Origin of the sequence: Bacteroides sp. AF32-8BH (assembly GCF_003435205.1) — a bacterium.
Classification (GTDB): domain Bacteria; phylum Bacteroidota; class Bacteroidia; order Bacteroidales; family Bacteroidaceae; genus Bacteroides; species Bacteroides ovatus.
The window spans coordinates 1-23227 of sequence record NZ_QVLZ01000043.1; the positions used below are offsets into that span (position 1 = coordinate 1).

The 23227-nt window shown below is 44.6% G+C and carries 13 protein-coding genes; all 13 read right to left on the reverse strand.

The window, feature by feature from the left end:
* Window positions 1–133: 133 nt before the first annotated feature.
* The 13 genes from DWZ47_RS23880 to DWZ47_RS23940 all read right to left on the reverse strand — a co-directional run bounded on the left by DWZ47_RS23880 (window position 134) and on the right by DWZ47_RS23940 (window position 23215).
* Window positions 134–1357: an alginate lyase family protein gene (locus DWZ47_RS23880; RefSeq protein ID WP_117514893.1), complete on the reverse strand. Its 1224-nt coding sequence runs from the start codon at window positions 1355–1357 to the stop codon at window positions 134–136.
* A 41-nt stretch (window positions 1358–1398) separates the two neighbouring features.
* A complete protein-coding gene (locus DWZ47_RS23885; RefSeq protein ID WP_117514895.1) occupies window positions 1399–2823 on the reverse strand; it encodes a hypothetical protein in 1425 nt (474 codons plus the stop codon).
* A gap of 16 nt (window positions 2824–2839) precedes the next feature.
* On the reverse strand, window positions 2840–4354 hold the full coding sequence (locus DWZ47_RS23890) for an IPT/TIG domain-containing protein (protein ID WP_117514897.1): 1515 nt from the start codon (window positions 4352–4354) through the stop codon (window positions 2840–2842).
* 19 nt (window positions 4355–4373) lie between these two features.
* Entirely contained in the window at window positions 4374–5855 is a 1482-nt protein-coding gene (locus DWZ47_RS23895; RefSeq protein ID WP_117514899.1) for a RagB/SusD family nutrient uptake outer membrane protein, read from the reverse strand.
* Between the two features lie 20 nt (window positions 5856–5875).
* On the reverse strand, window positions 5876–8992 hold the full coding sequence (locus tag DWZ47_RS23900) for a SusC/RagA family TonB-linked outer membrane protein (RefSeq protein ID WP_117514901.1): 3117 nt from the start codon (window positions 8990–8992) through the stop codon (window positions 5876–5878).
* 23 nt (window positions 8993–9015) lie between these two features.
* A complete protein-coding gene (locus tag DWZ47_RS23905) occupies window positions 9016–10218 on the reverse strand; it encodes an alginate lyase family protein (RefSeq protein ID WP_117514903.1) in 1203 nt (400 codons plus the stop codon).
* Window positions 10219–10237: 19 nt separating this feature from the next.
* Window positions 10238–11407 (reverse strand): alginate lyase family protein, encoded by a 1170-nt coding sequence (locus tag DWZ47_RS23910; protein WP_117514905.1) that lies wholly within the window; start codon window positions 11405–11407, stop codon window positions 10238–10240.
* A 34-nt stretch (window positions 11408–11441) separates the two neighbouring features.
* Complete coding sequence (locus DWZ47_RS23915; protein WP_117514907.1) at window positions 11442–13931, reverse strand: glycoside hydrolase family 2 TIM barrel-domain containing protein; 2490 nt, start codon at window positions 13929–13931, stop codon at window positions 11442–11444.
* A gap of 64 nt (window positions 13932–13995) precedes the next feature.
* The gene (locus DWZ47_RS23920; protein ID WP_117514909.1) at window positions 13996–15255 is read right to left on the reverse strand and encodes a glycoside hydrolase family 88 protein; all 1260 of its coding nucleotides are present in this window, start codon (window positions 15253–15255) and stop codon (window positions 13996–13998) included.
* Between the two features lie 166 nt (window positions 15256–15421).
* On the reverse strand, window positions 15422–19657 hold the full coding sequence (locus DWZ47_RS23925; protein ID WP_117514911.1) for a two-component regulator propeller domain-containing protein: 4236 nt from the start codon (window positions 19655–19657) through the stop codon (window positions 15422–15424).
* Window positions 19644–20483: a transporter substrate-binding domain-containing protein gene (locus DWZ47_RS23930; protein WP_117514913.1), complete on the reverse strand. Its 840-nt coding sequence runs from the start codon at window positions 20481–20483 to the stop codon at window positions 19644–19646. Before DWZ47_RS23930 ends, DWZ47_RS23925 begins: the two co-directional genes overlap by 14 nt.
* A 17-nt stretch (window positions 20484–20500) precedes the next feature.
* The gene (locus DWZ47_RS23935; protein ID WP_032843310.1) at window positions 20501–22552 is read right to left on the reverse strand and encodes a putative porin; all 2052 of its coding nucleotides are present in this window, start codon (window positions 22550–22552) and stop codon (window positions 20501–20503) included.
* A 120-nt stretch (window positions 22553–22672) separates the two neighbouring features.
* Complete coding sequence (locus DWZ47_RS23940) at window positions 22673–23215, reverse strand: 2-oxoacid:acceptor oxidoreductase family protein (RefSeq protein ID WP_004297415.1); 543 nt, start codon at window positions 23213–23215, stop codon at window positions 22673–22675.
* Window positions 23216–23227 lie beyond the last annotated feature (12 nt).

Genomic DNA, 23227 nt, shown 5'->3' on the forward strand with positions numbered 1-23227 from the left:
AGAACTGTAAAATATAAAAGAGGTTGTGCCAACGTTTTGACACAACCTCTTACGTGCAGTTTAATTGAAACTACTTTATCATTAACTCTGTAAAGATACGACATTTGGAAGCGAAAGTCAAGTCTTTGAGAGTTTATTTACTTTCCTCTTTCAGGAAAAGAAGATTAAAAAGATCTTTCGGATTGCTTTTCCGGAACTGCTGATATGCCTTTAAATAATCGGTACGAGTGGAATCTAGCAGATACAGTCGATACAGGTCTTTACATAATTCCTGTTGTTTACCGTTCCATTCGCTGATTTGCTTGTAAGGCCATTCTTTGACTCCTTTGCCGAGATATGGCTTCAGAAAATCGGCAGCTTTGTAAATGCTTCGTCCGTCAGCAGAACTGACAGAAAGAACAGGTACATGGGCTTTTTCTCCCATAGTCGCAATATCTATCAGATGTTGCAGATTAAATTCTGAATATCCGAAAGCCAATGTCCGGCGTAATTCTTCGGGCTGTTTGCCGTCCGGTTCAATCTGTTTGAATACCCGCTTCTTGGGAACTTCCCGAAGTATCCGTTCGGCTACTTTATGATTGCCTGTATAGAGTGCAAATGCAATGGCTTGTGCATCATAAGCAGTACTATGATTGTTGGGGCGGCTGGCTTCTTCTTTTCCTTGTTCGCTAGTCAGAATCCAGTCCAGTAATTGCCCGAACCATTTTTTTAGCTGCTCTGAATCTTTCGAGGTGAACGAACGGGATTTTTCAAGAAGCTGAACGGCATCCAGCATTTCCACTAACGAATAAGTATCTATCACACCATAGCAACGGCCAAGATCATTATTATGTCCGGGCGCAACCTGCGCATATTTCAGATGTGGGTTCATGCAGGTTTTCTTATCCAGAAACCAGACACGAATCTGTTTGGTTGCTTTCAGTGCATACTGTTCTTTGCCACTGAAATACCACGCAAGTGCGAGTGTAGTGACATTATTTGCCATCTCTCCCAAGCGGTTACGGTCTAGTTTATCCAGTTCCGGATTGGATACACCATCACGGCTGATATAAGGTTTACCGTCCGGCTTGGTCGGGTCCGGCCAGAAATAGCGTGCCTGGCTCAAGTAGTCGTGTTTGTCTCCGCTTGGTGGCGTTTTATCTTTCATCATAACAGAAAGATAGTGGGCGTTCAAAGCCTTGTCTGCCTGCTTTAGTAAGTTCTGATAAGTGGCGCTGTATGCGGGTTGATTGAGAGACTTTTTCACTTGTTCCAGATGTTCCGCATTCCAGATGCTCTGGGCGCAAACAGTCATTGCAACAATGCTGAAAGCCAGTGACAAACGGATTCTCTTGGAGTAGTTCGCTCGTAGATTCATGGGATAATATAACTTTTTGGGTACTCGTTTTATTGTATTGTCTATTTCTCGTAATATACATTCATAATGATGGTGTTCAGTTTTCTGTCTGTTTGAATATTCAGCTGTTTCACCCAAATCAATCCGAATTTCTCCTTATGATAGAAGTAATACACTTCTCCTGCTGCAACAGTCGGAGTATTTGTTTTGATATCAGACGCTTTCACATCTCCGATGTCATCCCGGATATTGGTGATTTCACCGTTTGTCACTTTGGTAATCAGTGCGTCATCTGTGACTTTCTTGAATGGAGTTGTCTGTGTGGATTCTTTCCAGATGGCATAATCATTCAGATTCAAAGCTGTACCATTGCAAAACTGACTGTTCAGAAGATTGGTTCCGATATTGGCCGGGTTCAACAGACGCGCTGTGGGTGCACCGCTAGTATTATCCATTGCGAAAGTAACCCATTCTTTATGTTCGACTACATCGCATGGAGTCATCGTCCGTCCATTCGTAACATCAAAGAAAGCATTCTCCGTTCCATGACTTCCCAGTTCGATATCCTCCCAAAGGACGTATGGCAGGGTAGGTGTCGGTTTCACAGTTACGCTTCCCGATACGGCTAGTTCCTGATTATCTCCCAACACGTTGTCATACACTAATACTACGTTGTCGATTACTAAATTTTCGGTAATGTCTTCGGGAGCATTGAAAGAAAGGCTGGTAGCGGTAGCTGTAAACTCGTAAGATTGACCGTTTACCATTAGTTTCTTGATAATATTCAGGTTGGTTCCGGCCAGCGTAATAATGGCTCCTGTGCCCACTTCTCCTTCCAGAACAGTGGTGACAGTAGGAATAACCGGTGGCACGATTACTTCAAAATCATTAGATACATTCACGGTATTGGTGGTATACGTAACGCTCAACTGGACTTTTTTAGTTACATCGAAAGTTGAGGGTACGGTTACCATAAGTGAAGTATGCGAACGGTCCGGATTGGGATCGAAAGATACCACTTGATCTCCGAAGTTTACCTTAGTAATCAGGTGCATATTCTTTCCTGTAAGTGTGATCTTATCTCCGATAGTAGCAGAACTTACATCAGTGGTGACACCCGGCACTACCACTTCGAATGCATCACTCAAAGTCAGTTTGTGTACCGAATTGTAAGTGGCAACGACAGAGATATGCTGTGTCACTTCAAAATTATCGGGCACCGCCACTATCAGCGTGGTTTGTGAACGGTTGGATGGCTCGGTGGTGATGTTGACCACCTGATTGTCAAAAGCCACTTTAGAGATCAGATGCATATTCTGCCCGGTAAAGGTAACCTCGTCACCGATTGCTACGGAATAATCCGTAGCCGGTGGATTGACAGACGTTTCCGGAATTATAATTTCATTGTCACGGGTACATCCGTACAACAAACCTATCAGGCAGAGCAAGACTGCCGATAATGCGGTAAATTTATATTGTCTTTTCATTGTCTTTCGTCTTTTTTTAGTAACGTTGATAATACAGGTCGAAAGTAATCGTTGCATTGGCATCATTCGTCGCCTTAACAGCGTCAAAATCTACATTGACAGAACGGATAATCATGATACCGAATTTATTCTTCTTCAGATTCTTGAACACAACGACACTGCCTGCCTTGTATATATTCGATGCTTCTTTATCCTCTGCTTCCTTTTTCTGACGGCTGCGTACCGAGTTGGAACCTTCCGCATCCATATCAATATTGAATAATGCTTTGGTAATCTCGTCGGTAGGAGATATTTCTTCGATGTTTCCTTCTTTAATGTTTCTAATCAGTTCGCCATATCCTTTGCTTTCCTGAAGTACAAGAAGTTTGGTGACAGTAGAAGTAAACTCACCAAAGTTTTCGTTGACTTCGGCTTCGGTAGAAGAACTTTTCAATGGAGGCAATGGAGTACCGTTACACCAGTAGTTTCTCAAATTAGCTTTTATGTTCTGCGGACCGTTCAATGCAAAGTCATTATTACTGTTGTGTACCGCTGCAAAATCAATCAGGGCACGGGAATCCACATCTTTCAGGATACAAGTGGTGGAAACCTGTCCGGTAGTTCCGTTAATCATATTACCGAAATCTTCATTGCGGTGTGCGCCCATCTTCAGATTCGGATAGCTGAATACTCTCGGAATAAATACATAACAGTCATTCCGTAGTGTCAGACTGCCTGTTCCCTCATAATATTTGGCCAGAACATCCACAGTAGCACTCTCCGGCAATTCCGGAACACGGAATACAATGCTGTTGGCAGTCTTCTCAACGAAGTTAGTCACTTTCACTTCATCCCCGAAATGGATGCTTTCAATCAAATTCAGGAAAGTTCCGTTGAGGGTAATCAGACTTCCCTCGGTCACCCGTTCTGCCATTGCGTCAATGGTCGGAATATCTTTGATGATCTCAAAAGCAGGACCCTCCGGTTGAGTGAACTGCTCTCCTGTAGAGTCAAGATAATAGAGGGAGATAGGAGCGGCATCCGTGATGACGAAAGGAATGGTTGCTACAATTTCTCTTTCGGACTGATAGGAGATAGAAGCCTCTTTATCACCGAAACAAACTTTGGACACGATGTCCAGATTCTCACCCTGTATTTCAATCTGATCTCCCACGTGCGCTCCGGCAGGAACATTCTTCACTTGGGGAACCGGATATACAATTGTAAATGATTGCTCACTTTCCGTCTTTTTTTCTTTCGTACTAAGAACGATTTTCCCGTTTCCGGCATTGGCGGGAACTACAATAACAATCTCCTGTTGAGAGAGCTTATAGCGTATCGTAGCTTCTACGCCACCAATCGTTGCCTTTTGTATATCGCGCAGGAATTCTCCTTTGATAGTGATTTCCTGTCCGAACTTACCGCTTGTCGGGGTGAACTCTATAATTTGAGGATCACCCTGCTCAATGACATCAGTCGATTCTTTTTCGTTGCAGCCTGCCAGCGCAGTGAGAACGAAGAAGATGAATAGGCTATAGAATTTATTTTTCATGATTCAGTGTCGTTTAGTATTAATAGTTAGGGTTCTGTGTGATGACGCCCGGATTATTGTCGATTACGCTTTGTGGAATCGGAAGTATCAACTGATAATCCTTTAACTTGTTGATCTGTTGGGTGTAGCCTGCATAGAAATCCCATTCGGTTTCCTGAATATGCTTGTTGATTACCTCTATGGCCTTGTCCCAACGCAAGAGGTCGAACCAGCGTTGATTTTCGAAAGCCAGTTCCAGACGACGTTCTTTCTCAAGATAGGTGCGGAATACGTTACGGGTAGTCACTGCATCACTCTCGATTTTGCTTAGTCCGGCACGTTCACGTACCAGATTCAGGTATTTCAACCCGGCAGAGGGACCGTCTACTTCGTTCAATACTTCCGCATACATCAGTAGTACATCTGCATAACGAATGACAGGCCAGTCATTTTCAGCATCGTATCGTATGGATACTTCCGAAAGGAATTTCTTTACATAAGCCACTTGTGCTTCCACGTCTTTACTCTTATCATAATAACTGTCTGCCATGCTGACGTCCTTTCTCAAATCCTCTTTGCTGTAAGCGGCGGATATTTCTTTCGTAGGATAATTCTTACCGTCACCGCTACCCGTGATTACGTTCGCGCCACTGTTTTGCGGTGCAAATGTATTGGCAAACGGAGAACCGATTCCCAAGCTACCGCTTTTGTAGCGTACAGTGAAGATAATATCATCGTTCATCTCTTTGGTTGTATCAAACACATCGGCATATTTGACATTCAGTGTCTCGCCTTTGGCAGTCACTACATCGCTTAATAACGGTTTGGCATCTTCATACCGTCCGAGGGTAAGATACACTTTAGCCAGTAGAGATTTGGCTGCCAGTACTGTGGCACGTCCCAAATCATTAGAGCTGTATGTGATGTCCTGTAAATCCGTAACGGAACGTTTCAGGTCGTCGATGATTTGCGCATAAGTGGCCTGCACCGAACTGCGGTCTTTCTTTAGTGATTCTGCGATACTGATCTCTTCTGTCACCAGAAAGGTTGGGCCGAAGAGACGTACCAGATTGAAATAATGATAGGCGCGGATAAAGAGAGCTTCACCCTCGAATTGTGCACGTTTCTTTTCGTTCTCCACTACGGCCAGCACTTCGGGTTTCAGTATTGAGTTGCAGTTATTGATATTCTGATAGGTAGCTTCCCAGTAGGTGCGGATATTCGGATTGCTGGCGTCCATTGTTCCAAGGTCCAGTGCCAGCAGTTGCATGAATGCGTCGTTGCTGGAACGGGTGCCGTTCATGCGAGTGTTGTCCGAACGAAGTTCCGTCAACGCCCATTCTATATTCAGTGGAGCGTGTATGCCTCCGTAACAACCGATGACGGCTGTGTTCACTTCCGCTTCATTTTGGTAGAAGTTGATATCGGCTATGTAAGAGTCCGGCGTGATGTTCAGGTCGCAGGAGGCGAGTCCCAACGCACAGGTTGAGAGAATACCGATGAATGTATGTTTTAGTTTCATTGTTATTTGTCTTTAAGGAGTTAGAAATTAAGTTCGAATCCGAAAGTGACTGTCGATTGCAGGGGGAACCCACCTGACTGGTAACCGTTGATAAGAGGAGAACTGTAAGAACCACTCGTCTTACGTGCTTCCGGATTAATACCACGGTAGTCCTTGGACCAGATATAGAACAGGTTCTGTCCTGAAGCATAAAGACGGAGTGAACTGATACCGATCTTCTTCAACTGCTTCTTATTGAACTTATAGCCTAAAGTCACATTGCGCAATGCTACATACGAGCCGTCTTCAATCAGGTAATCCGTAAATTCCCAGGCGACACCGCCATTTGCTGCGAAAGAGGGAGTTTTTCCGTCGCCCGGATAGTCTGCACTGATCCAGCGGTTTTTCACGTAGTTGCGGTTGAACTTCTTGGTTTCGGTAAAGTAACCGTCACCGTTGAATACATCCAGTCCGTGAACTCCCTGAATCATAACGTAGAGGTCGAAGCCTTTCCAGGTCAGTGTATTGGTGAATCCCCATGTTGCTGTCGGGAATGGGTTGCCGATTTCTGTACGGTCTTTGTCATTAATCACTCCGTCGTCGTTGATATCTACAATCCGGAGACTGCCTGGTACGGCACTGGCCAAGTGGGGAACAGCGTCCACTTCTTCCTGACTTTTGTAAATACCGTCTGTCTTGTAGCCGAAGAAAGAAATGGCTCTCTTGCCTACCTGTGCCAGATATGTTTCGTTACGTTCACCCGTAGAGATCAGTCGTTCTTCTCCCGAAAGTTCCAGTAACTTGTTGAAGTTGGAAGAGATATTGAATGAGCTTTCCCATTCAAAATTCTTGGTGCGGATATTATGGGTATTCAGTTCCACCTCAATACCACTGTTGCGGATACGTCCGATATTATTCCAGTAATTATTGAATCCGGTGAAAGAAAGAACCGGCTGTTTGAATAATAACTGTTTGGTGATGGAGTAGTATCCGTCCACTGTCAGGTTGATACGGTTGTTCAGGATGCTCAAGTCGAATCCGGCATTGTATTCGTAAGTCTGTTCCCAAGTGATGCGGTTGTTACTTTTGGTTTCGCTGGTCTTGGCGAGTCCGGAGATCAGATTGCCATTTCCCTCTCCCAATGCGTAATTGTTGGGATAGAGCAGGTCATAGTATGAATTGGCAGGAATGCTGTTATTACCTGTCACACCGAAACTGGCACGGACTTTCAGCAGGTTCAGCCAACCGAATTGTTTCAGGAAAGATTCTTCCGATGCACGCCATCCCACAGATACCGAGGGGAAGTAACCCCATTGATGACCGTCGGCAAACAGAGAGCTTCCGTCTGTACGGATACTGGCAGAAAGCAGGTATTTCTCATCGTAACTGTATGTGGCACGTGCCAATAGGGACATCATTGCCGTACGGTATTTCTGGGTATAAGTTCCGTCGAGGTCGAAAGAAGTTGCAGCGTTCAGCGTATGGATATAGTCGGTGGGGAAGCCCAGTCCGACGATACCGGCAGTTCTTTCAGAAGTAGTCTGCGCTGTATAGCCGGCCAGTACGGAGTAGTCATGCTTCCCTGTCTTTCCGGTATAGTTTAACGTGTTCTCGCTCAATAAGTCGATATACAGACGGTTGGTATAAGTACCCATAGCTGATTCTTCATCTTTCTTGGCAGCATAATCACGATATTGATTGTTCTGGCGATACTTGATAAAGAAACCGTTGGAAGTGGTGAATACCAGTCCTTTCATCAGTTGGACATTGAAAGAGGCATTCGCCTGCAGGTTGTAGTCCTCGCGGAAACGTTCTTCCGTATCCATCAGTGAACGCGGATTGTTATTGCTCGAACCGAAAGGACTGCTGGACGGGGTGAAAGTTGTTCCGTCCTCACGGGTATAGGTAACATTGCTGAAGTCACTGCCTCGTGCATACGAACCGATAGGTTTGCCGGTCAGCGCAGAAGTGGCAGCAGTATGGCGTACAGGCATGAAAGAGGGCGTACGATAGAAATCCATGAAGTTGGTGGCAGGAGTTTCTGTCTTGGTGTACGACGGTGCCAGATTCAAACTGAAGTCTACCCGTTTGGATAGTTTTGCATTGATGCGTGAACGCAGGTTCAGGCGGGTATAGTTGCTGTTGAGCATGATACCGTCTTCCTGTGCATAGTTGCCCGAAATATAATAAGTGATGTCATTCTTACCACCCGATACGGAGAGCTGCACCTGGTGAATCTGCGGACTGCTGTTCAATCCTTCTTTCTGCCAGTCGGTGTAGTTATCAATGAGACCGAAAGCCTCCTCTGTCTGTGACATTGTTTTATTTTTCAATACCGATTCGTATCCGATCATGCTGCAATAATCTTGTGAACTCATGATGGGATGTAACTTATAAGCCCATTTCAAACCGGTGGAGGCTTTCACGCTGTATTTCGGTTTACTGGCTTTTCCTGTCTTGGTAGTAACCAGGATGACGCCATTGGCTGCACGTGAACCGTAGATGGCTGCCGAAGCGGCATCTTTCAATACTTCGATGGAAGAAATATCTGCCATATCGAGTGTGGAAAGACCGTCCGGTGTGGGATAACCGTCGATGACAATCAGCGGAGAACTGTCGGCACTGATAGAACCCATACCACGCACACGGATTTGCGGGGCGGCTCCCGCTTCGGAAGTAGAGTTCTGTATATTGACACCGGCAATTTTACCTTGTAATAACTGGTCTACCTGGGTCACGGGAATGTCTGTCAGGTTGTTGATATCCATCTTGGACACAGATCCCGTCAGGTGAGACTTTTTCTGCACACCATAACCTACGACTACCACTTCATCTAGTGTCTTTGTATCTTCCAGCAGGTGAATATCCAATTTGTTTTTACCGTTGATGGCAACTTCCTGTGGGGTGTATCCGATGTATGAAACCACCAGGATAGACTTGGAAGAGGGGACACTCAATGTAAACTGACCGTCCATGTTGGTGATTGTACCTGCGGTACCACCTTTTACTTTCACATTCGCTCCGGGGATTCCACCCTGACTGTCGGTCACTGTTCCGGTGACGGTAAACGACTGTGCATAAGTGACGGTAACGCACGGAACACAGAATAACAGCATCCATGCCATTACCAAAGAGTAATGAATAAATTTGTTCCTCATCTGATTAGTATTTTAAGTGTTTCTTATTCTAAACTATAGATTAAATGAATTCTTTTGTTAGCGGGTGTCTCGCGGAATTGAGCGCCGATGGCTTCATATCCGGCTTTCGGATCAAAGAACGATGCACGGCGAAGAATCCAGCAGGCTTCTTCCTGTTTCTTGTCCCATTCCTTGATTTGTTGGTAAGGCCATTCGCTCTGTGGTTTGCCGATATATGGAATCAGAAATTTCAGTGCTGCCGTGATGGAACGTCCGTCCTGGCTGGTAGCGTTGTAAATATCCTGTCCCAGCGTGGAGGCGATTGAACACATATCGAGCATGTGTCCCAGATTGAAGATCGTATATCCCAGGGCAGTAGTGCGTGCAAGTTCCAATGGCTGTTTGCCATCCGGTTCTATCTGTGCGAACAAACGCTTTTCGGGAAACTCCTGAATGGTTTTCATGGCAAGGTCTTGATTGCCTGTGTATAGAGCATAAGCTGTCAGTTGCACGTCATAAGCCAGACCGTGATTGTTCTTTGCTCTCTGTTCTTCGGCAGCTACGGGACTGGTCTGCATCCATTCCACTAGTTGCGTGAACCATTCTTTCATCCCTTTCTTTACTTTGGGAGTAAATGCTTTCGAGTTCTCCATTAATGTCATGGCGTCAATCATTTCCGTGAACGAGTAAATATCAATCATGCCTGCACCACGTCCCATGCCTTTATTCTTTCCGGGGATGGTTTGTCCGTAAGTGAGGTGCGGATTCATCTTCGTCTTGGCATCCAGGAACCAGACATTCAGGAAGTCTACGGCTTTTTGCGCATATTTCTCATCACCGGAGAAGTAATAGGCAAGTCCCAGTGTGGTGACTGCTTTCGACATATCTCCCAGTTTGTTGCGGTCGAGCTTATCCAATTCCGGATTTCTTTGTCCGTCTTTACGGATATAGGGCAAACCGTCCGGTTTGGATGGATCCGGCCACCAGTAAGGGCCCATGCTCATATAATCGTGTTTGTCTCCGCTATCTGCTGTCATTGTTTTGTCCATTACGGACGGCGGAGTCATCTTCAAAGCCTTGTTGGCATCTCTTAAAAGAGTTTTGACGGCAGGGGCATATAGAGGTGAATTGGCTTTTTCTTTTACTTTGGCTAATTTTTCCGCAGCATAGATGCGGGTGTTGGCTACCTGTGCGTTCAGTGTGAAAGCAGAGGCGAACAATAATGTGCATACTAATAAGTTTTTCATATTCTATTGATTTTATAGTTTATTGAATCCATAATAACGGGTGACGGATGGGAAGATTACGTACCACCTCTTCGTTGGTGGGGAAATGCTCCAGTTGCATCCATGTGTTGAAAAATTCTTTATTGAAATGATGTAATGTGCCGAATAACAGGAACGGTTGCGCCACTGGCCATTCTTCCCAAAACATAATGTCGGGTTGTCTCTTCCAGCTACTTTTGTCTTTTACGTATGGATAAAGCCAGGCGATACCCTTATCGATGTTTTTGCCGTCCGGTGTAGTGTAATTCCATATATCTTCTTCTCCAGTAGTGAGCAGTTGGCAGATAGTGGCCATTGCGTCAAGGTTGAAAAGAGAATAACCGTAGGGCTTGGTGCGTTCCAGTTCTAAAGGGAAACTGCCGTCTGCAGCCATTTGATTGGGTAAAAGTACTGTTTTATAACGTTCCGTGCAAAAACGAATCATTTCCCGGTTGTCCGTGAACAAGGCAAAGGCAGCGGCTTGCATGACCCAGCAGGTGCCATGATTGTTTTTCGCTTCCATTTCTTTGATTCCGTAACGGTGTGTGGACATCCAGGTCAGATAATCGGAGAACCATTGTTTGATAGTCCGCACTTCTTCCTTGTCAATCATCCCTTTCGCTTCCATAAGGCGGAGCGACTGCACTACTTCGATCAGGTGAATCGTATCGATGATTCCTATCCCTCGTCCTGTTGCTACTCCCTTGATGGCCTGTGCATACAGCAGATTGGGATTCATCTGTGTGTCCGGGTTGACAAACCATGCCCGGATATGTTGCATGGCTGCATCGGAATATACTTGTTTACCCGTAAGTATCCAGGCGGAAGTAAGGTCGCCTACCAGTTGGCTCATTCGAATCATGGCCTGCCGATGTGCTGTGAAATTCTCCGGATTGGTTTCTCCATCCCGGCGGATATAAGGACCGTCGGGAGCTTCCGGATTCGGCCACCAGTAGTCACCCTCCGAATAGAAGTCATGGATACCTCCGGCACTTCTTGTCGCACGGGTAGCGGTCACAGTGACCGGTTCCTCATGAAGTGCGGCATCTGCCCGTTGTATCGTTTCTTTTTCTAAAAGGTGACGAATCTGTTCGGCTGTGTCTTCTCCGGCAACTGCCGTAGCAGTGCCAAAGAATATAATAAAACCTATTGAAATTATTGTCTTTCTCATGGTGCTTTTCTCCTTTCTTATTCAGCTTTCACTTCTATTCGGCTTTCACTTCGATGAAAGCAGTTTGAATGCCCGGTGATTTTACAGCTACCTGGCATGTGTCGTTCAAGTCAATGCGAATTGCAGCTCTGCCATTATAAGCCTGTACTCTCCGGGAGCCGGTGGATGTTCCTAAGTTCTGAATCAGTTTTCCGTCTCCCGCAGCTTCAAATGAGATTACATTTGCCGCGTCCAGGCAGGGGATCCCTTTGTTGTCTGTCAGCTGGGCTTCCACCCATACGATAGAACCTTTATCGGGGTATGTCTTCAACTTCAGCTGTTTCGGATTGCTCCATTCTTCTGTCTGGTAGTTGAAACTTATTTCATCCGTAATGGCTGCTTTCATGTTACCTTTACCGAGTCCTTTCACTGCAACCGCTTTTATGTTATTTTCTCCTGCTTTCAGTATGCAGTTCCAGTGAAGTCCCGCTGCCGGAAAATCCTGGCTGTTGCGTTGCTTGACTCCCTGACTGACGCCGTTCACGAACAGCTCTACTGCTGCACAGTTGGAATATACCAGAATCTCTTTTTCTTCGTTCGCTTTGCCCCATCGGGTCCGCCAGTTATGACCGTAAATATGAATCATAGGCTGTTTAGTCCAGTAAGACTGGAAGACGTAGTAGGCTTCTTTTTTAGTAAGATCCCGTTCTACCACTCCTTTCTGATTGACGTATGGCACCGGATTATCGGGGCGGAGAGGGGTGGAGAAATCTTTGAATACCCAAAAGGCGGTTCCTGTCAGCCAAGGCATTGTTTCTTGCTCTTTCAGGTGCCAGTCGAATAGTTTTACGATATACGTTTCCGACCAGTCTCCATCTCTGGAAGCACGGGGATCTCCGCCTTGCAGGGCGAAGTCACCTGCCCGTTCGTCGGCACTGGTTCCACCCGTAATTGCTTGTAGTGGGTTGAAAGGATATTCGGAATGACGTCCGGCATGTGAGTCACCTCCCCATTCTACATGCAGGAAATGTTTCACCCGTTTCATCTCTTTCTCCGAAATACTCTTGTAGTCTGTAAATTGTCCGCGATACCAGCCTGCCCAAATGGAGGGAGAATAGACATCTACAATATCATTGCAGAAATCACATCTGCGGATGGAAGTCATACGTGACGGATCGAGTTGGTGTGACAAGTCATTCAACTCTTTCATGAAAGCGCGGATGGCCGATTGCTCGAATGTTGAAAAATCATTGGGCCAGTCATTTTCATTTCCCAATCCCCAAAGGATGACGGAGGGATGATTGCGATGCTGGGTAATCATGTTGGTCAGCATCCGGCGCGCTTGTGCCTGATATTTCTCTCCTCCCAGTCCACCTCTGCACCAGGGTATTTCTTCCCATACCAAAATGCCTAACTGATCGCATAAACGGAGGATGATGTCCGATTGTTGGTAATGTCCCAAACGGATAAAGTTGACTCCCATCTCTTTAATCAGTTTCATTTCCGCTTCCATTTGTTCTTCTGTCATAGCGGCGCCTACTCCGGCATGGTCTTCATGCCGATGGGTTCCTCTTAACAGCAGACGTTCTCCGTTCAACTGGAAAGGTCCGTTTTCAATGAATTCAAAGTGACGGAATCCGATGAATTCTGTAATAGTCTGTTTACTTTGAGGAGTAGTCAATGTCAGTTCGCAGGTATAGAGTTGAGGCTGGTCGGGACTCCACAGAATCGGATTCTTAATCGTTGTCTCGAACAGGGGATTTGTTCCCAACGGAAGAACCGTCGTTGTCTGTTCCCATACCTTTTCTCCATTAGGCGCCTTTAATAAAAGGTGAATGCTTGCCTGGCGAATATCATTCGGGTTATGGAATGTTCCTTGTATCTTTAGAGAAGCGTTTTTCATATCTTTCTCTACAGGGGTATTTATCTGTATATTGCTGAAAGACACTTCGGGCTGGTAAATCAGATTCACGTAGCGATAAAGGCCGCCGTATAAGTTGAAATCTGACAGGTCGGACGGAATCATCTCCGTATCTCTGGTATTATCGCAACGAACGGACAATGGAATTCTGCCATTGAAGCGTTTAGCGCAATCCGGGTTGGCAAGGGCTTGTTGAACGGCTTCGGTGATATCGACACTCCAACCGTCGTAGCCCCCTGTGTGACTGGCTACTTTATACGTATAGACATACACTTCCGTTTTTTGTCCTGCTCCCTCAAACTCCAGTATGACGCGTCCATTGAGATATGGATTCTTGATAGAAAGCTGCGTGCGATACCATCCTGCGCCCTGATAATAATTGATATCCGGGTCTACTGCATCTTCTGCATTGAAACAGTGGGGTAGGGTAACCTGTTGCCAGATAGGCACTGCTTCGGAAGAACCGGGAGCGGCGGGACGTACTGCTTCCCAAATGCTTCCAAGGTCACCTTTCAGGTATTCCCATGAGTCTGTCAGCCGGATTCTTTGTTGAGTCGGAATCGTGGCATTCAACGGGAGTATCAGCAGAATGAACAGGATGAATATAGAAGATAATCTTTTCATAATTAGTAATGTACTAATAAGGATAAATAGTAAAGTGATGTTATCGTGAGAGTTGTCGGAAGATTTAGAAAAGACTTTCTTCCTTTTCCAATTTAGCTTTGCGGAGCAAGGCTTCCAGGAAATAATAGTCGGCGTATGAAAGCGGGACATCTATTTCGCTGTCGTGTGGTTTGGAACCTGTGCTGTGCAGCAGCAAGAATCCTTTATCTCCGTTTAGTTGCGCACGATAGCTATGCGTCAGATTCTGGAGAATCTTATCGGCTTCCTGCTTGTATTGTTCTTTCTTTTCGGGAACGTATGTGCTTAGTTCATAAAGGGCGGATGCCATACAGGATGCAGCGGATGCGTCACGGGGTTCGTTTGGTATTCCGGGTGCGTTAAAGTCCCAATAAGGAATCAGGTCTGCCGGCAGGGTCGGATTGTTGAAGATGTATTTCTCCACTTTCTCCGCCTGTTGCAGGAATTCGGGTCTGCCGGTTTCACGATAGCACATGGTGTATCCGTATAAGGCCCATGCTTGTCCGCGTGCCCATGCTGATTCGTCGGAATATCCTTGATGCGTCATTTTGCTGCGTACCGTTCCGTTAATGGTATCGTATTCTACTACATGATAGCAGCTGTTGTCTTCACGGAAGTGATTCTTCATGGTAGTGAGTGCATGGTTGACTGCTATATTATAATAGGTGGAGTCGTTCGTTTCGCGGAATGCCCAGAACAGAAGTTCAAGATTCAGCATATTATCGATGATAACGGGGAATTGCCATTTGTCTGCATGGTGGTCCCAGGAACGGATACAGCCGATTACCGGTTTGTAACGGGTAATCAGGGTGCGTGCGGATTGCAACAGAATATCTTTATAAGTGGAATCTCCGGTCAGACGATAACCGTTTCCATAGCTGCAATACATCTTGAAGCCCATGTCGTGTGTCTTTCCGTTATTTTTTTCGCGTTCCAGAATTTCTGTATGTTTCTGCGCCTGCTCTTTCCAATATGGATTGTGCGTGTACTCATATAGATACCAAAGCTCACCGGGGAAGAATCCACTGGTCCAGTCTTTAGAAACAACCAGTTCCAGTGAACCGTCCGGTTTGATACTGCGGGGATTGGTTAATTCCCCCCAGCCCTTACTTTCTCTCTTTTCTCTACTCTCTTGTGATTCATTGGCACGTGCCTCGTCTATTTGATTCAGTGCGTATTTTAATTGCTGTTCGGCAAATGCGAAGTTAGAAGCAACGATATCTTGCTCTTTAGAGTGATTACAACTGGTAAGTGTGATAATTCCAAGTCCGAAGACTAACAAGTAGTTTTTAATCTTTGTTTCCATATGATTATATTAAGTAGAACAACATTGCAAATGTATGGAAACAGAGTAGAATCGGTTTGTCTAATGATGCCAGATGTTTGCATTTTCATCCCAAACAAATAAAAAAATCCGCACTGTAAGCCTTGTTGGGACATTTTTTATTGTTTGGGACGATTTTGTAAATCGGCTATTCCCGGATGGTGTCAACATCTGTATGGCCTGAATGTGACTTTTGATATTCCGATGGAGAAACACCGTAAGCTGATTTGAAACATTTCGTGAAGTAGGCGAGAGTACTGAATCCCGTGGCCGTTGCAATTTCGGTAATGTTCATTTCTGTTTGCTTCAGCATTTGTGTAGCTATCTCCAAACGTTTATGACGGATAAGGTCATTCAACGGCAGGTCGGTGATAGCTTTCAGTTTCCGGTAAAGATTGCTCCGGCTGAATCCCATCTCTTCACAGATTTTGTCTACTTTCAAATCGGGGTCGGTGAGATACTTTTCAATGATTTTAAATAGTTTCTGCATGAATTTCTCATCGGCGGAGGTCGTTTCCACTTCAATTCCCATGGATTGCAGGGAGAAGTTTTTGCTATATACGGATTTTAGCTTTTCCCGCTGTGCCAGAAGATTGTAGATACGTACCAGCAGAACATCAATATTAAATGGTTTAACCACATAATCGTCTGCTCCCGACAAGAATCCCTCTTTGACGTGCATCACCATCGTGCGGGCAGTGAGTAGAATAACGGGAATGTGTCCCGTCTGCAGATTGTTCTTGATAAGTGCGCAAAGTTCCAGTCCGTCGATACCGGGCATCATAATGTCCGTCACTACCAGGTCGGGAAATTCTTTCAGGACAATTTCAAAAGCATCCGAACCGTTGTCGGCTTCCAATACGTTGTAATATTGTTCCAGGTGTCCTTTTACATAACTTCGTATCTCTTCATTGTCTTCTACCAATAGAACCGTTTTGCCGGGTAGGGATGGAGTGGTTCCGGAAATGGTGTTTTCGGAATCAATGGTTCCGGACATACCCTTTTCTACTTGTTCATTGTTTTTTCCCGAGAGAACGGCAGTATTCGCCACCTCTTCTTCTGTCATGGTGTGGTTCGGTAATAGGATAGTGAATACGCTTCCTTTGGGAGTATTGGCTGTGACTCCAATTTCTCCGTGATGCAGATGAACGACAGATTGAGTCAGGCTTAATCCGATACCTGTGCCATTCATATTCTCGCTACCTGTCGTGTGACCGACCTGGTAGAAGGGAGTGAAGATTTGGGTACGTTCATCTTCTGGAATTCCTTTTCCCGTATCTGCTACCTGAATCACTAAATAACTTCCCTGATGGGTGGTGATAAGCGGAGAATGTTCCGATAGCCAGTCGCTATGTTCCTGGCGGAGAGTGTCTATATCTGTAATCAGCAGTAAACGCAGCGTGATTGTATCTCCCGGTACTGTGAATTTAAAAGCATTCGACAATAAATTGAAAACGGCTTTTTCGAGTAAGCCTTGATCGAAGCAGGCTGTCACCTCGCCTTGAGGAGCCTGATATTCGAAACGAATCTGTTTGCTTTCGGCAATCTGCCTGAATGTGTAGAATATTTCGAGCAGGAAAGCATTCAGGTCGCTTTGAGACAGTTGGAGAGTGAGATTACCACTCTGGTTCTTCTGTAAATCCATCAATTGATTGACGAGAAGTAATAATCGGCGGGCATTTTTCAGAATCATGTCCAGTTGTGTTCTGATAAACTGGGGAACTTCTGCCCGTTTCATCAACTCTTCCAGCGGGCTGATAATAAGTGTCAGCGGAGTACGTAGCTCATGCGAGAAGTTGGTGAACAGGTGTAGCTTTGTCTGATGGAATTCTTCCATGCGTTGTTTCTCCATTTGCTTCATGCGCAGGTCTAGTTCCAGTTTATGCTTACTGTACATATAATAGCCGATAGTAAACATGATTCCCAATGCGGATAGGACATAAAGGATATAGGCCAGCGGCGTTCCCCACCACGGAGAACGAATGATGATTTCCATTTTCTTTCCGGTTTCATTCCATACGCCGTCATTGTTGGATGCTATGATCTGGAATGTATATTTTCCCGGAGCGATGTTGGTATAGAATGCTTCTTTACGACTACCTACGTAATTCCAGTCTTCGTCGTGACCGGAGAGTTTATAGGCATATTGGTTCTGTTCGTGCAGAATATAGTTCAAGGCACTGTACGCAATGGAAAAATTATTTTGATTGTAGGCAAGAACCAATGTTTGCGTATCGTCCGGGGCACTATCCAGCAAATGAGTATCATCATTCGGTGTGATTACCTTATTGTTTACGGTCAGTTGGGTAAGTACTACCGGTGGCATGGTATTATTCTTTAGAAGAGAGCCGGGAGTAAAAGAAAGGAAACCATTACTTCCACTAAAGTAGACCTCACCGTGGGGCAGACTAATGACTCCCTGCGGTGTAAACTCCAACGTTTCGGAACCGACAAAACAGTCATAACTGCGTATCTGCCCGGTCTTGGTATTCAGTTCGGCTATTTCCTTATCGACACTAATCCATAAGTTGTTGTTGTGCTCCACCATGGCATATACCTCATTATTGGGTAGTCCCTCTTTCTTGCCAATATGTTTGACGACACCTGTTCCTTGTTTATACAGATATATTCCTCCTCCGAAAGTGCTGAACCAAATTTCGCCATTCGCTTTGCGCACTATGGAAGTGATGTAGTTGTTTTCAAGTTTCTGATTGGGATTTGTCTCTGACATGTTGCAACGGAGCACCGTTCCCTTTTGCATATCATATTCGTAAAGTCCGAACGAGCGGGTTCCTATCAGAAAGGTGTGAGCATTCAGTGCCAGGAAGCTCCGTAGGCTGGTGAAGTTGACGAATTCCTTTTTCTCTTTGCCATACGGGAACTGATTGGTGATTTTTCCGTCCGGAGACAGTTTTACCAGTCCTTTGTCGGCTGTCGTCCCTATCCATAGATTATTCTCTGCATCTTTATAAAAAGTATAGATGGCAAAGTTTTTTTCCCGGCCGAATGAATATACTAATGTGAACTTTTTGGAGGGAATATGGAATTTATAGACTCCTCCGGTACTTGTGCCACACCAGATATAGTCTCCGTCCAATAACAGGGATTTGATGATGTTCTTGTTGAACAATCCTTTGGATGTCTGTTCAATCAGGAAGTTGGTATATTCCTTGGTGATGGGATCGAACTGCATCAGTCCTCCTCCCTCTGTTGCAATCCACAATGAAGTGGAATCATACACCATCGTACCAAAGATATTATATAACTTCTGGTTGTTATTCTCTACCGGATGGTAAAAGATGAACCGGTTATTGAGCGGGTTATAGTAGTTCACACCACCGGAATAAGTACCCACCCAGAGCGTTTTCTCCCGGTCGATGTAGATACTGCGGACGGAAAAATGACTTAGACTGTTCTGATTAGCATCGAACCGGTTGTACTTGGATATATCATCGTTTCTTAAATCCAGAATACTAAGTCCGTCGAACGTCCCGATAATCAATTTCTGGTCCTGCTCGGTGATGCAACGGATATAGTCATTTGTCAGTCCGCTGTTTTTCTGATTGTAGATAGATAAGTCTTTGGTCTTCGGGTTCCATTTATTCAGTCCCCTGGTTTCTGTTCCTATCCATACCTGATGTTGGGAGTCTTCGAAAATACAACTGATTGCATCGTCCGATAGGGCAGGCTGTGTGCTTTTATTGAGTTGCTGAATCAACTCCATTTCAGGTGTACAGATAAATAATCCGTGACGATGAGTACCAATATAAAGCCGTTTTTCTGCATCAATATAAAGCTGCATGATTGCTTCATTCTCCGGGACATGGTCGGAATATTTCTTCTTGAATTCCCCGGAACGAGGTTGCCATATACATAATCCCGTTCGGGTACCAACCCACAGATTACCGGACTGGTCAAATTGAAGAACGGCAATATTGTTTCCTGCCATGTTTGGATAATCGTCCGTCTGATATTTGGTAATCTGATTGGTTTTGAGATTGATATAGTTAAGCCCGTTATTAGTACCTACCCACAATCCCTCGTTTGCATCGTCCGGCAACAGGCAAGTGATATGATTGTCCGACAATGAATGAGGATCATCGTTATCATGCTTATATATAGTAAATTTCTCTCCGTCGTATTTGTTTAATCCATTGCGGGTTGCAAACCAGATATAACCTTTGGAGTCTTGTGCAATGGCAAGGACTGATAGTTGCGACAAGCCATTCTTGAGATTGATATTCGAGAAATTGAATATTCCGCTTTCTGTGGCATAAGCCCGTGGAAAGCAGATAGACAGGAAAATCAAGAAAGCAATAAAAGAAAATGAACGTGTATGGAATAGAAGTTTTAGTGTAATAGAAATAAGGTTATTCTTTATCATAGTATTTCTTATAAATCTTTTGGTATTCCTTTTCCTTTTGGAATTTATCCAGCCATGTATTCAAACTATCGAGTAAGGCGGGGGATTGTTTACTGACTGCCCATGAGTAGAACTGCGTGAAGCTGATAGCTGTATTAATATCTATTTGCGGCAACGAATCTGCTGCTGCCAGTGCGATGCTTTCGTCGCAAACGGCATAGTCGATGTCTCCATGCGCTACCATTGATATCAATTGTTCGGAACCGTATTTATCAATCTCCTTGATGTAGATAGTATCTCCGATCTCATTGCCTAGATTCTGAATACGCAAAATAGAGGGGGAGCCTTTTACGACATGAAGTGTTCGTTGGGCTAAATCCAGTTGGGTACGGATATAGAGTGAATCATTCTCTCCAATCTCTTTGCGTTGCACCAGCACTTGCTTGTTGAGGAAAATGGGAGAGGTGAGAAGCAGAGAATCTTTTAACTTGCTGGTGGCTAATATGCCATAAGCAATCACGTCATAACGTCCCTCGTTTAATCCTTCCAACCGCTCTTCGAAACTCATAATAGGTGTTATTTCGGTTTTGAGTCCTTTGTCCCGGGCGAATGCCTGTATCAGTTCGTAATGAAAACCGGAAACGGTATCACCGTCTACATAAAAACTGATGGAATTATATTCGGTAGCTACACGTATGATACCCTCTTTGGCAATGGCAACATAATCACGCGGATGTCCCGCAGGTTTTTCCTGCTTGCCGCATTGACGGAAAGAGAAGATAAATGCCAATACAACAATCACTGGCACTAAATATCTGAACAGTCTCAATTTGGGGCGTGATACCATAAGTCGTATAGTTTTTGTTAATCATAGAAATTCCATGAAAGACCGAATTTCAGCACACGTGGGTTGATGGGGTAGTGAGGAGACAGAAAGTAATTCGGACTGCTCATGCCTTGGTTCACGTGATACATCATTACATAGAAACGTGTACGCTTTAAATGTAAGTTTGCATATACATTCACAATCGGATAACCTCCTATCTGTACCTGATCGTCTGTCGGTTGCAGATGGAAATTCTGAATGGCCGGCATATAGGCAGGTGCATTGTATTTGCTGAAATAACGCACGTCGGCTCCCAATTGCACACTAAGTACTTTCTTCGCCAGTTTGAACTGCATATAGAAGTTATGATATAGCGAAAGATCAGGCAAAGGAAGCACAGTCTGGTCACTGGATTTTTGCCAGGTCACTTCATTGTCCAGATGGAAGATTCCCAACTTGAAGTCCTGATTAAGACTAGCAGATAATACCTGTATACTTCCGCTGTTCTGTTCCGGTTTTGCTTCCTGGTTGAAGTAAGTATAGTTCTTGATATTTTCAACTCCTGCTTTCAGACGTGTTCTCCAACGTGCAATGCTCAATTCCCCTTCAATACGGGTACGGAATTCCTTGTCCATATCGTCGTCCCACATGAAATGCTTGGAATGATAATGGCGCATATAGAAAGGAGCAAGTTTATTGCTGACTTCACCACGGGCTATAAGACTGACGGTGTCTTTCCACAACGGGAAGTTCAGGTCAATATCTCCTTTTACATTGAATTGTCCGATTGCTTTTCCTGCCAATCCCACTTCACCGATAGCGTGGTAATGAAGCACATTCCCTTCACGTTTGGATAATTCGCCTCCAACAAATATTTCATTTTCGTTGTATTTATCAGGCAACGGATTTCCTTCCATATTCATCAGTGTATACTTGCTGATTTTATAGGAAGCAAATGCAGTCAATCCGGCTTTGGCATATTTATTGAATCCCTCAAGTAACGCAATACCTATGGTGTTTTTGATTCCGACGTAGGTGGTACTGTCTCTGACATTAGGATTATCCGTATCAAAGTAAGTATTCTGATAATAATTTTTTTCACGCATGTCGTCATTAGAATTAAAGCTATGCCGTGCCCGTTCCACTTGGATGGTGTGTATAAAACTGGTAACGGGGACAAACTCCTGTTTGACGGGAGTGGTGTCATTTTCAGCCTGTGGTATGTCACGACTGAATCCGAGATTATATCGTTGGGTCAGGAAGACATAAAAGTCATGGTTGCGGTTGGTCGTTGCACTTAGTACGGTAGGAATATTGGTTGATTCATATTCTCTTTGACCTTGCGCCATTTCTTCCGGTGCAGTGATATAGCGGTCGTCCTCAATACCTCCGTTTTCATTTGTTTTCAGGTAATTATTGCTGTATATAGCCTGCATCTGATATTTGTCGCCGATATAGCTACCGAAAACTGCTGCATTAAAGTACGCCGTATTCTGATTATTGTAATATCCTCGTCCGTATAGGTAGTCTACATTAAATCCGAAAGCCAGTTTCTTGTTTACATTGACAGAGAAGTAAGATTTGAAACGCTCTTCCCCATTCACTTTATTACCGGCTTTGTGATACGTCAGATTCGTATAAGGTACGTTACTGTTAGTGAAATTAAATTCCGTAGGACGAATGAAGAAACTGGAGAAAGGCTCCATGAAAATAGTCGGCTCTGGGTCACGGCGGTCAAAGAAGATGCGTGACATACGGGGAGAACCCATATTGGCCAGATAATTATAATGTCCGGTAAGTCCTTCAGTCAGGTTTGAATTCTGGAAATGATGAAAGGCTGTATCTGCCGGGATGATAGTCCGGTCGCCCAACTGGTTCTTGATACGCCACATATACAACTTTGGAGGCAATCCCTGTACTTCGACATTTGCACTATCCAATCTGTCCGGAATCATGGCAGGGTCTACCTGATTTCCGTATTGGTCGTATCCGTTTTCGTCTACTCTCTGGCGACCATTATCGAACTGTGCGTGAACAGTCGTCAAACCTATAACGGAAAGTAATATATATAATAGTAAGATTCGTCTCATAATTGGAGGCAAAGATACTTACTTTAATTGAGAATTGAGAATTGAGAATTGAAAAATATGTTGCATCCTTTACTTGGCGAGCAATTATTTCTTAATTCTCAATTCTCAATTTTTAATTTATTAAACCTCACGGATTAACTCCATACCTTTTTTGATAGCTTCCTCGTTCATAGGAATCAAGTGATGGTGACGTTCCGGCAGGGTTTTCTTAAGTCCTTTGATAACATTCTCCAACGTTACGATGGGGCGAAGCTTCAATAATCCGCCAAGTACGATCATGTTGAATGCTTTGGCATTATTCATCTCGTTGGCTGCATCCATTGCGTCGATACGATATACCTTAATATCCTTACGGGTAGGAGGGTTGATAATTCCGTAACCGTCATAAATCAGGATACCACCGGGTTTCACTTTGCTTTCAAACTTTTCGAGTGAAGGCTGATTCAGAATGATGGCAGCGTCGTATTTACTAAGAATCGGTGAGGATATTTTGTCATCACTTACAATAACTGTAACGTTGGCTGTTCCACCTCGTTGTTCGGGGCCATAAGCGGGCATCCAGGTCACTTCTTTGCCTTCCATCAAACCGGAATATGCCAGAATCTTACCCATAGACAATACGCCTTGTCCACCGAATCCTGCTATAATTATTTCTTCTTTCATTGTTCTGTTGAC

Excerpts from the sequence above, each read along its gene's own strand:
- DWZ47_RS23880 (WP_117514893.1), bottom strand. The coding sequence starts at position 1,357 with ATGAATCTACGAGCGAACTACTCCAAGAGAATCCGTTTGTCACTGGCT.
- DWZ47_RS23885 (WP_117514895.1), bottom strand. The coding sequence starts at position 2,823 with ATGAAAAGACAATATAAATTTACCGCATTATCGGCAGTCTTGCTCTGC.
- DWZ47_RS23890 (WP_117514897.1), bottom strand. The coding sequence starts at position 4,354 with ATGAAAAATAAATTCTATAGCCTATTCATCTTCTTCGTTCTCACTGCG.
- DWZ47_RS23895 (WP_117514899.1), bottom strand. The coding sequence starts at position 5,855 with ATGAAACTAAAACATACATTCATCGGTATTCTCTCAACCTGTGCGTTG.
- DWZ47_RS23900 (WP_117514901.1), bottom strand. The coding sequence starts at position 8,992 with ATGAGGAACAAATTTATTCATTACTCTTTGGTAATGGCATGGATGCTG.
- DWZ47_RS23905 (WP_117514903.1), bottom strand. The coding sequence starts at position 10,218 with ATGAAAAACTTATTAGTATGCACATTATTGTTCGCCTCTGCTTTCACA.
- DWZ47_RS23910 (WP_117514905.1), bottom strand. The coding sequence starts at position 11,407 with ATGAGAAAGACAATAATTTCAATAGGTTTTATTATATTCTTTGGCACT.
- DWZ47_RS23915 (WP_117514907.1), bottom strand. The coding sequence starts at position 13,931 with ATGAAAAGATTATCTTCTATATTCATCCTGTTCATTCTGCTGATACTC.
- DWZ47_RS23920 (WP_117514909.1), bottom strand. The coding sequence starts at position 15,255 with ATGGAAACAAAGATTAAAAACTACTTGTTAGTCTTCGGACTTGGAATT.
- DWZ47_RS23925 (WP_117514911.1), bottom strand. The coding sequence starts at position 19,657 with ATGATAAAGAATAACCTTATTTCTATTACACTAAAACTTCTATTCCAT.
- DWZ47_RS23930 (WP_117514913.1), bottom strand. The coding sequence starts at position 20,483 with ATGGTATCACGCCCCAAATTGAGACTGTTCAGATATTTAGTGCCAGTG.
- DWZ47_RS23935 (WP_032843310.1), bottom strand. The coding sequence starts at position 22,552 with ATGAGACGAATCTTACTATTATATATATTACTTTCCGTTATAGGTTTG.
- DWZ47_RS23940 (WP_004297415.1), bottom strand. The coding sequence starts at position 23,215 with ATGAAAGAAGAAATAATTATAGCAGGATTCGGTGGACAAGGCGTATTG.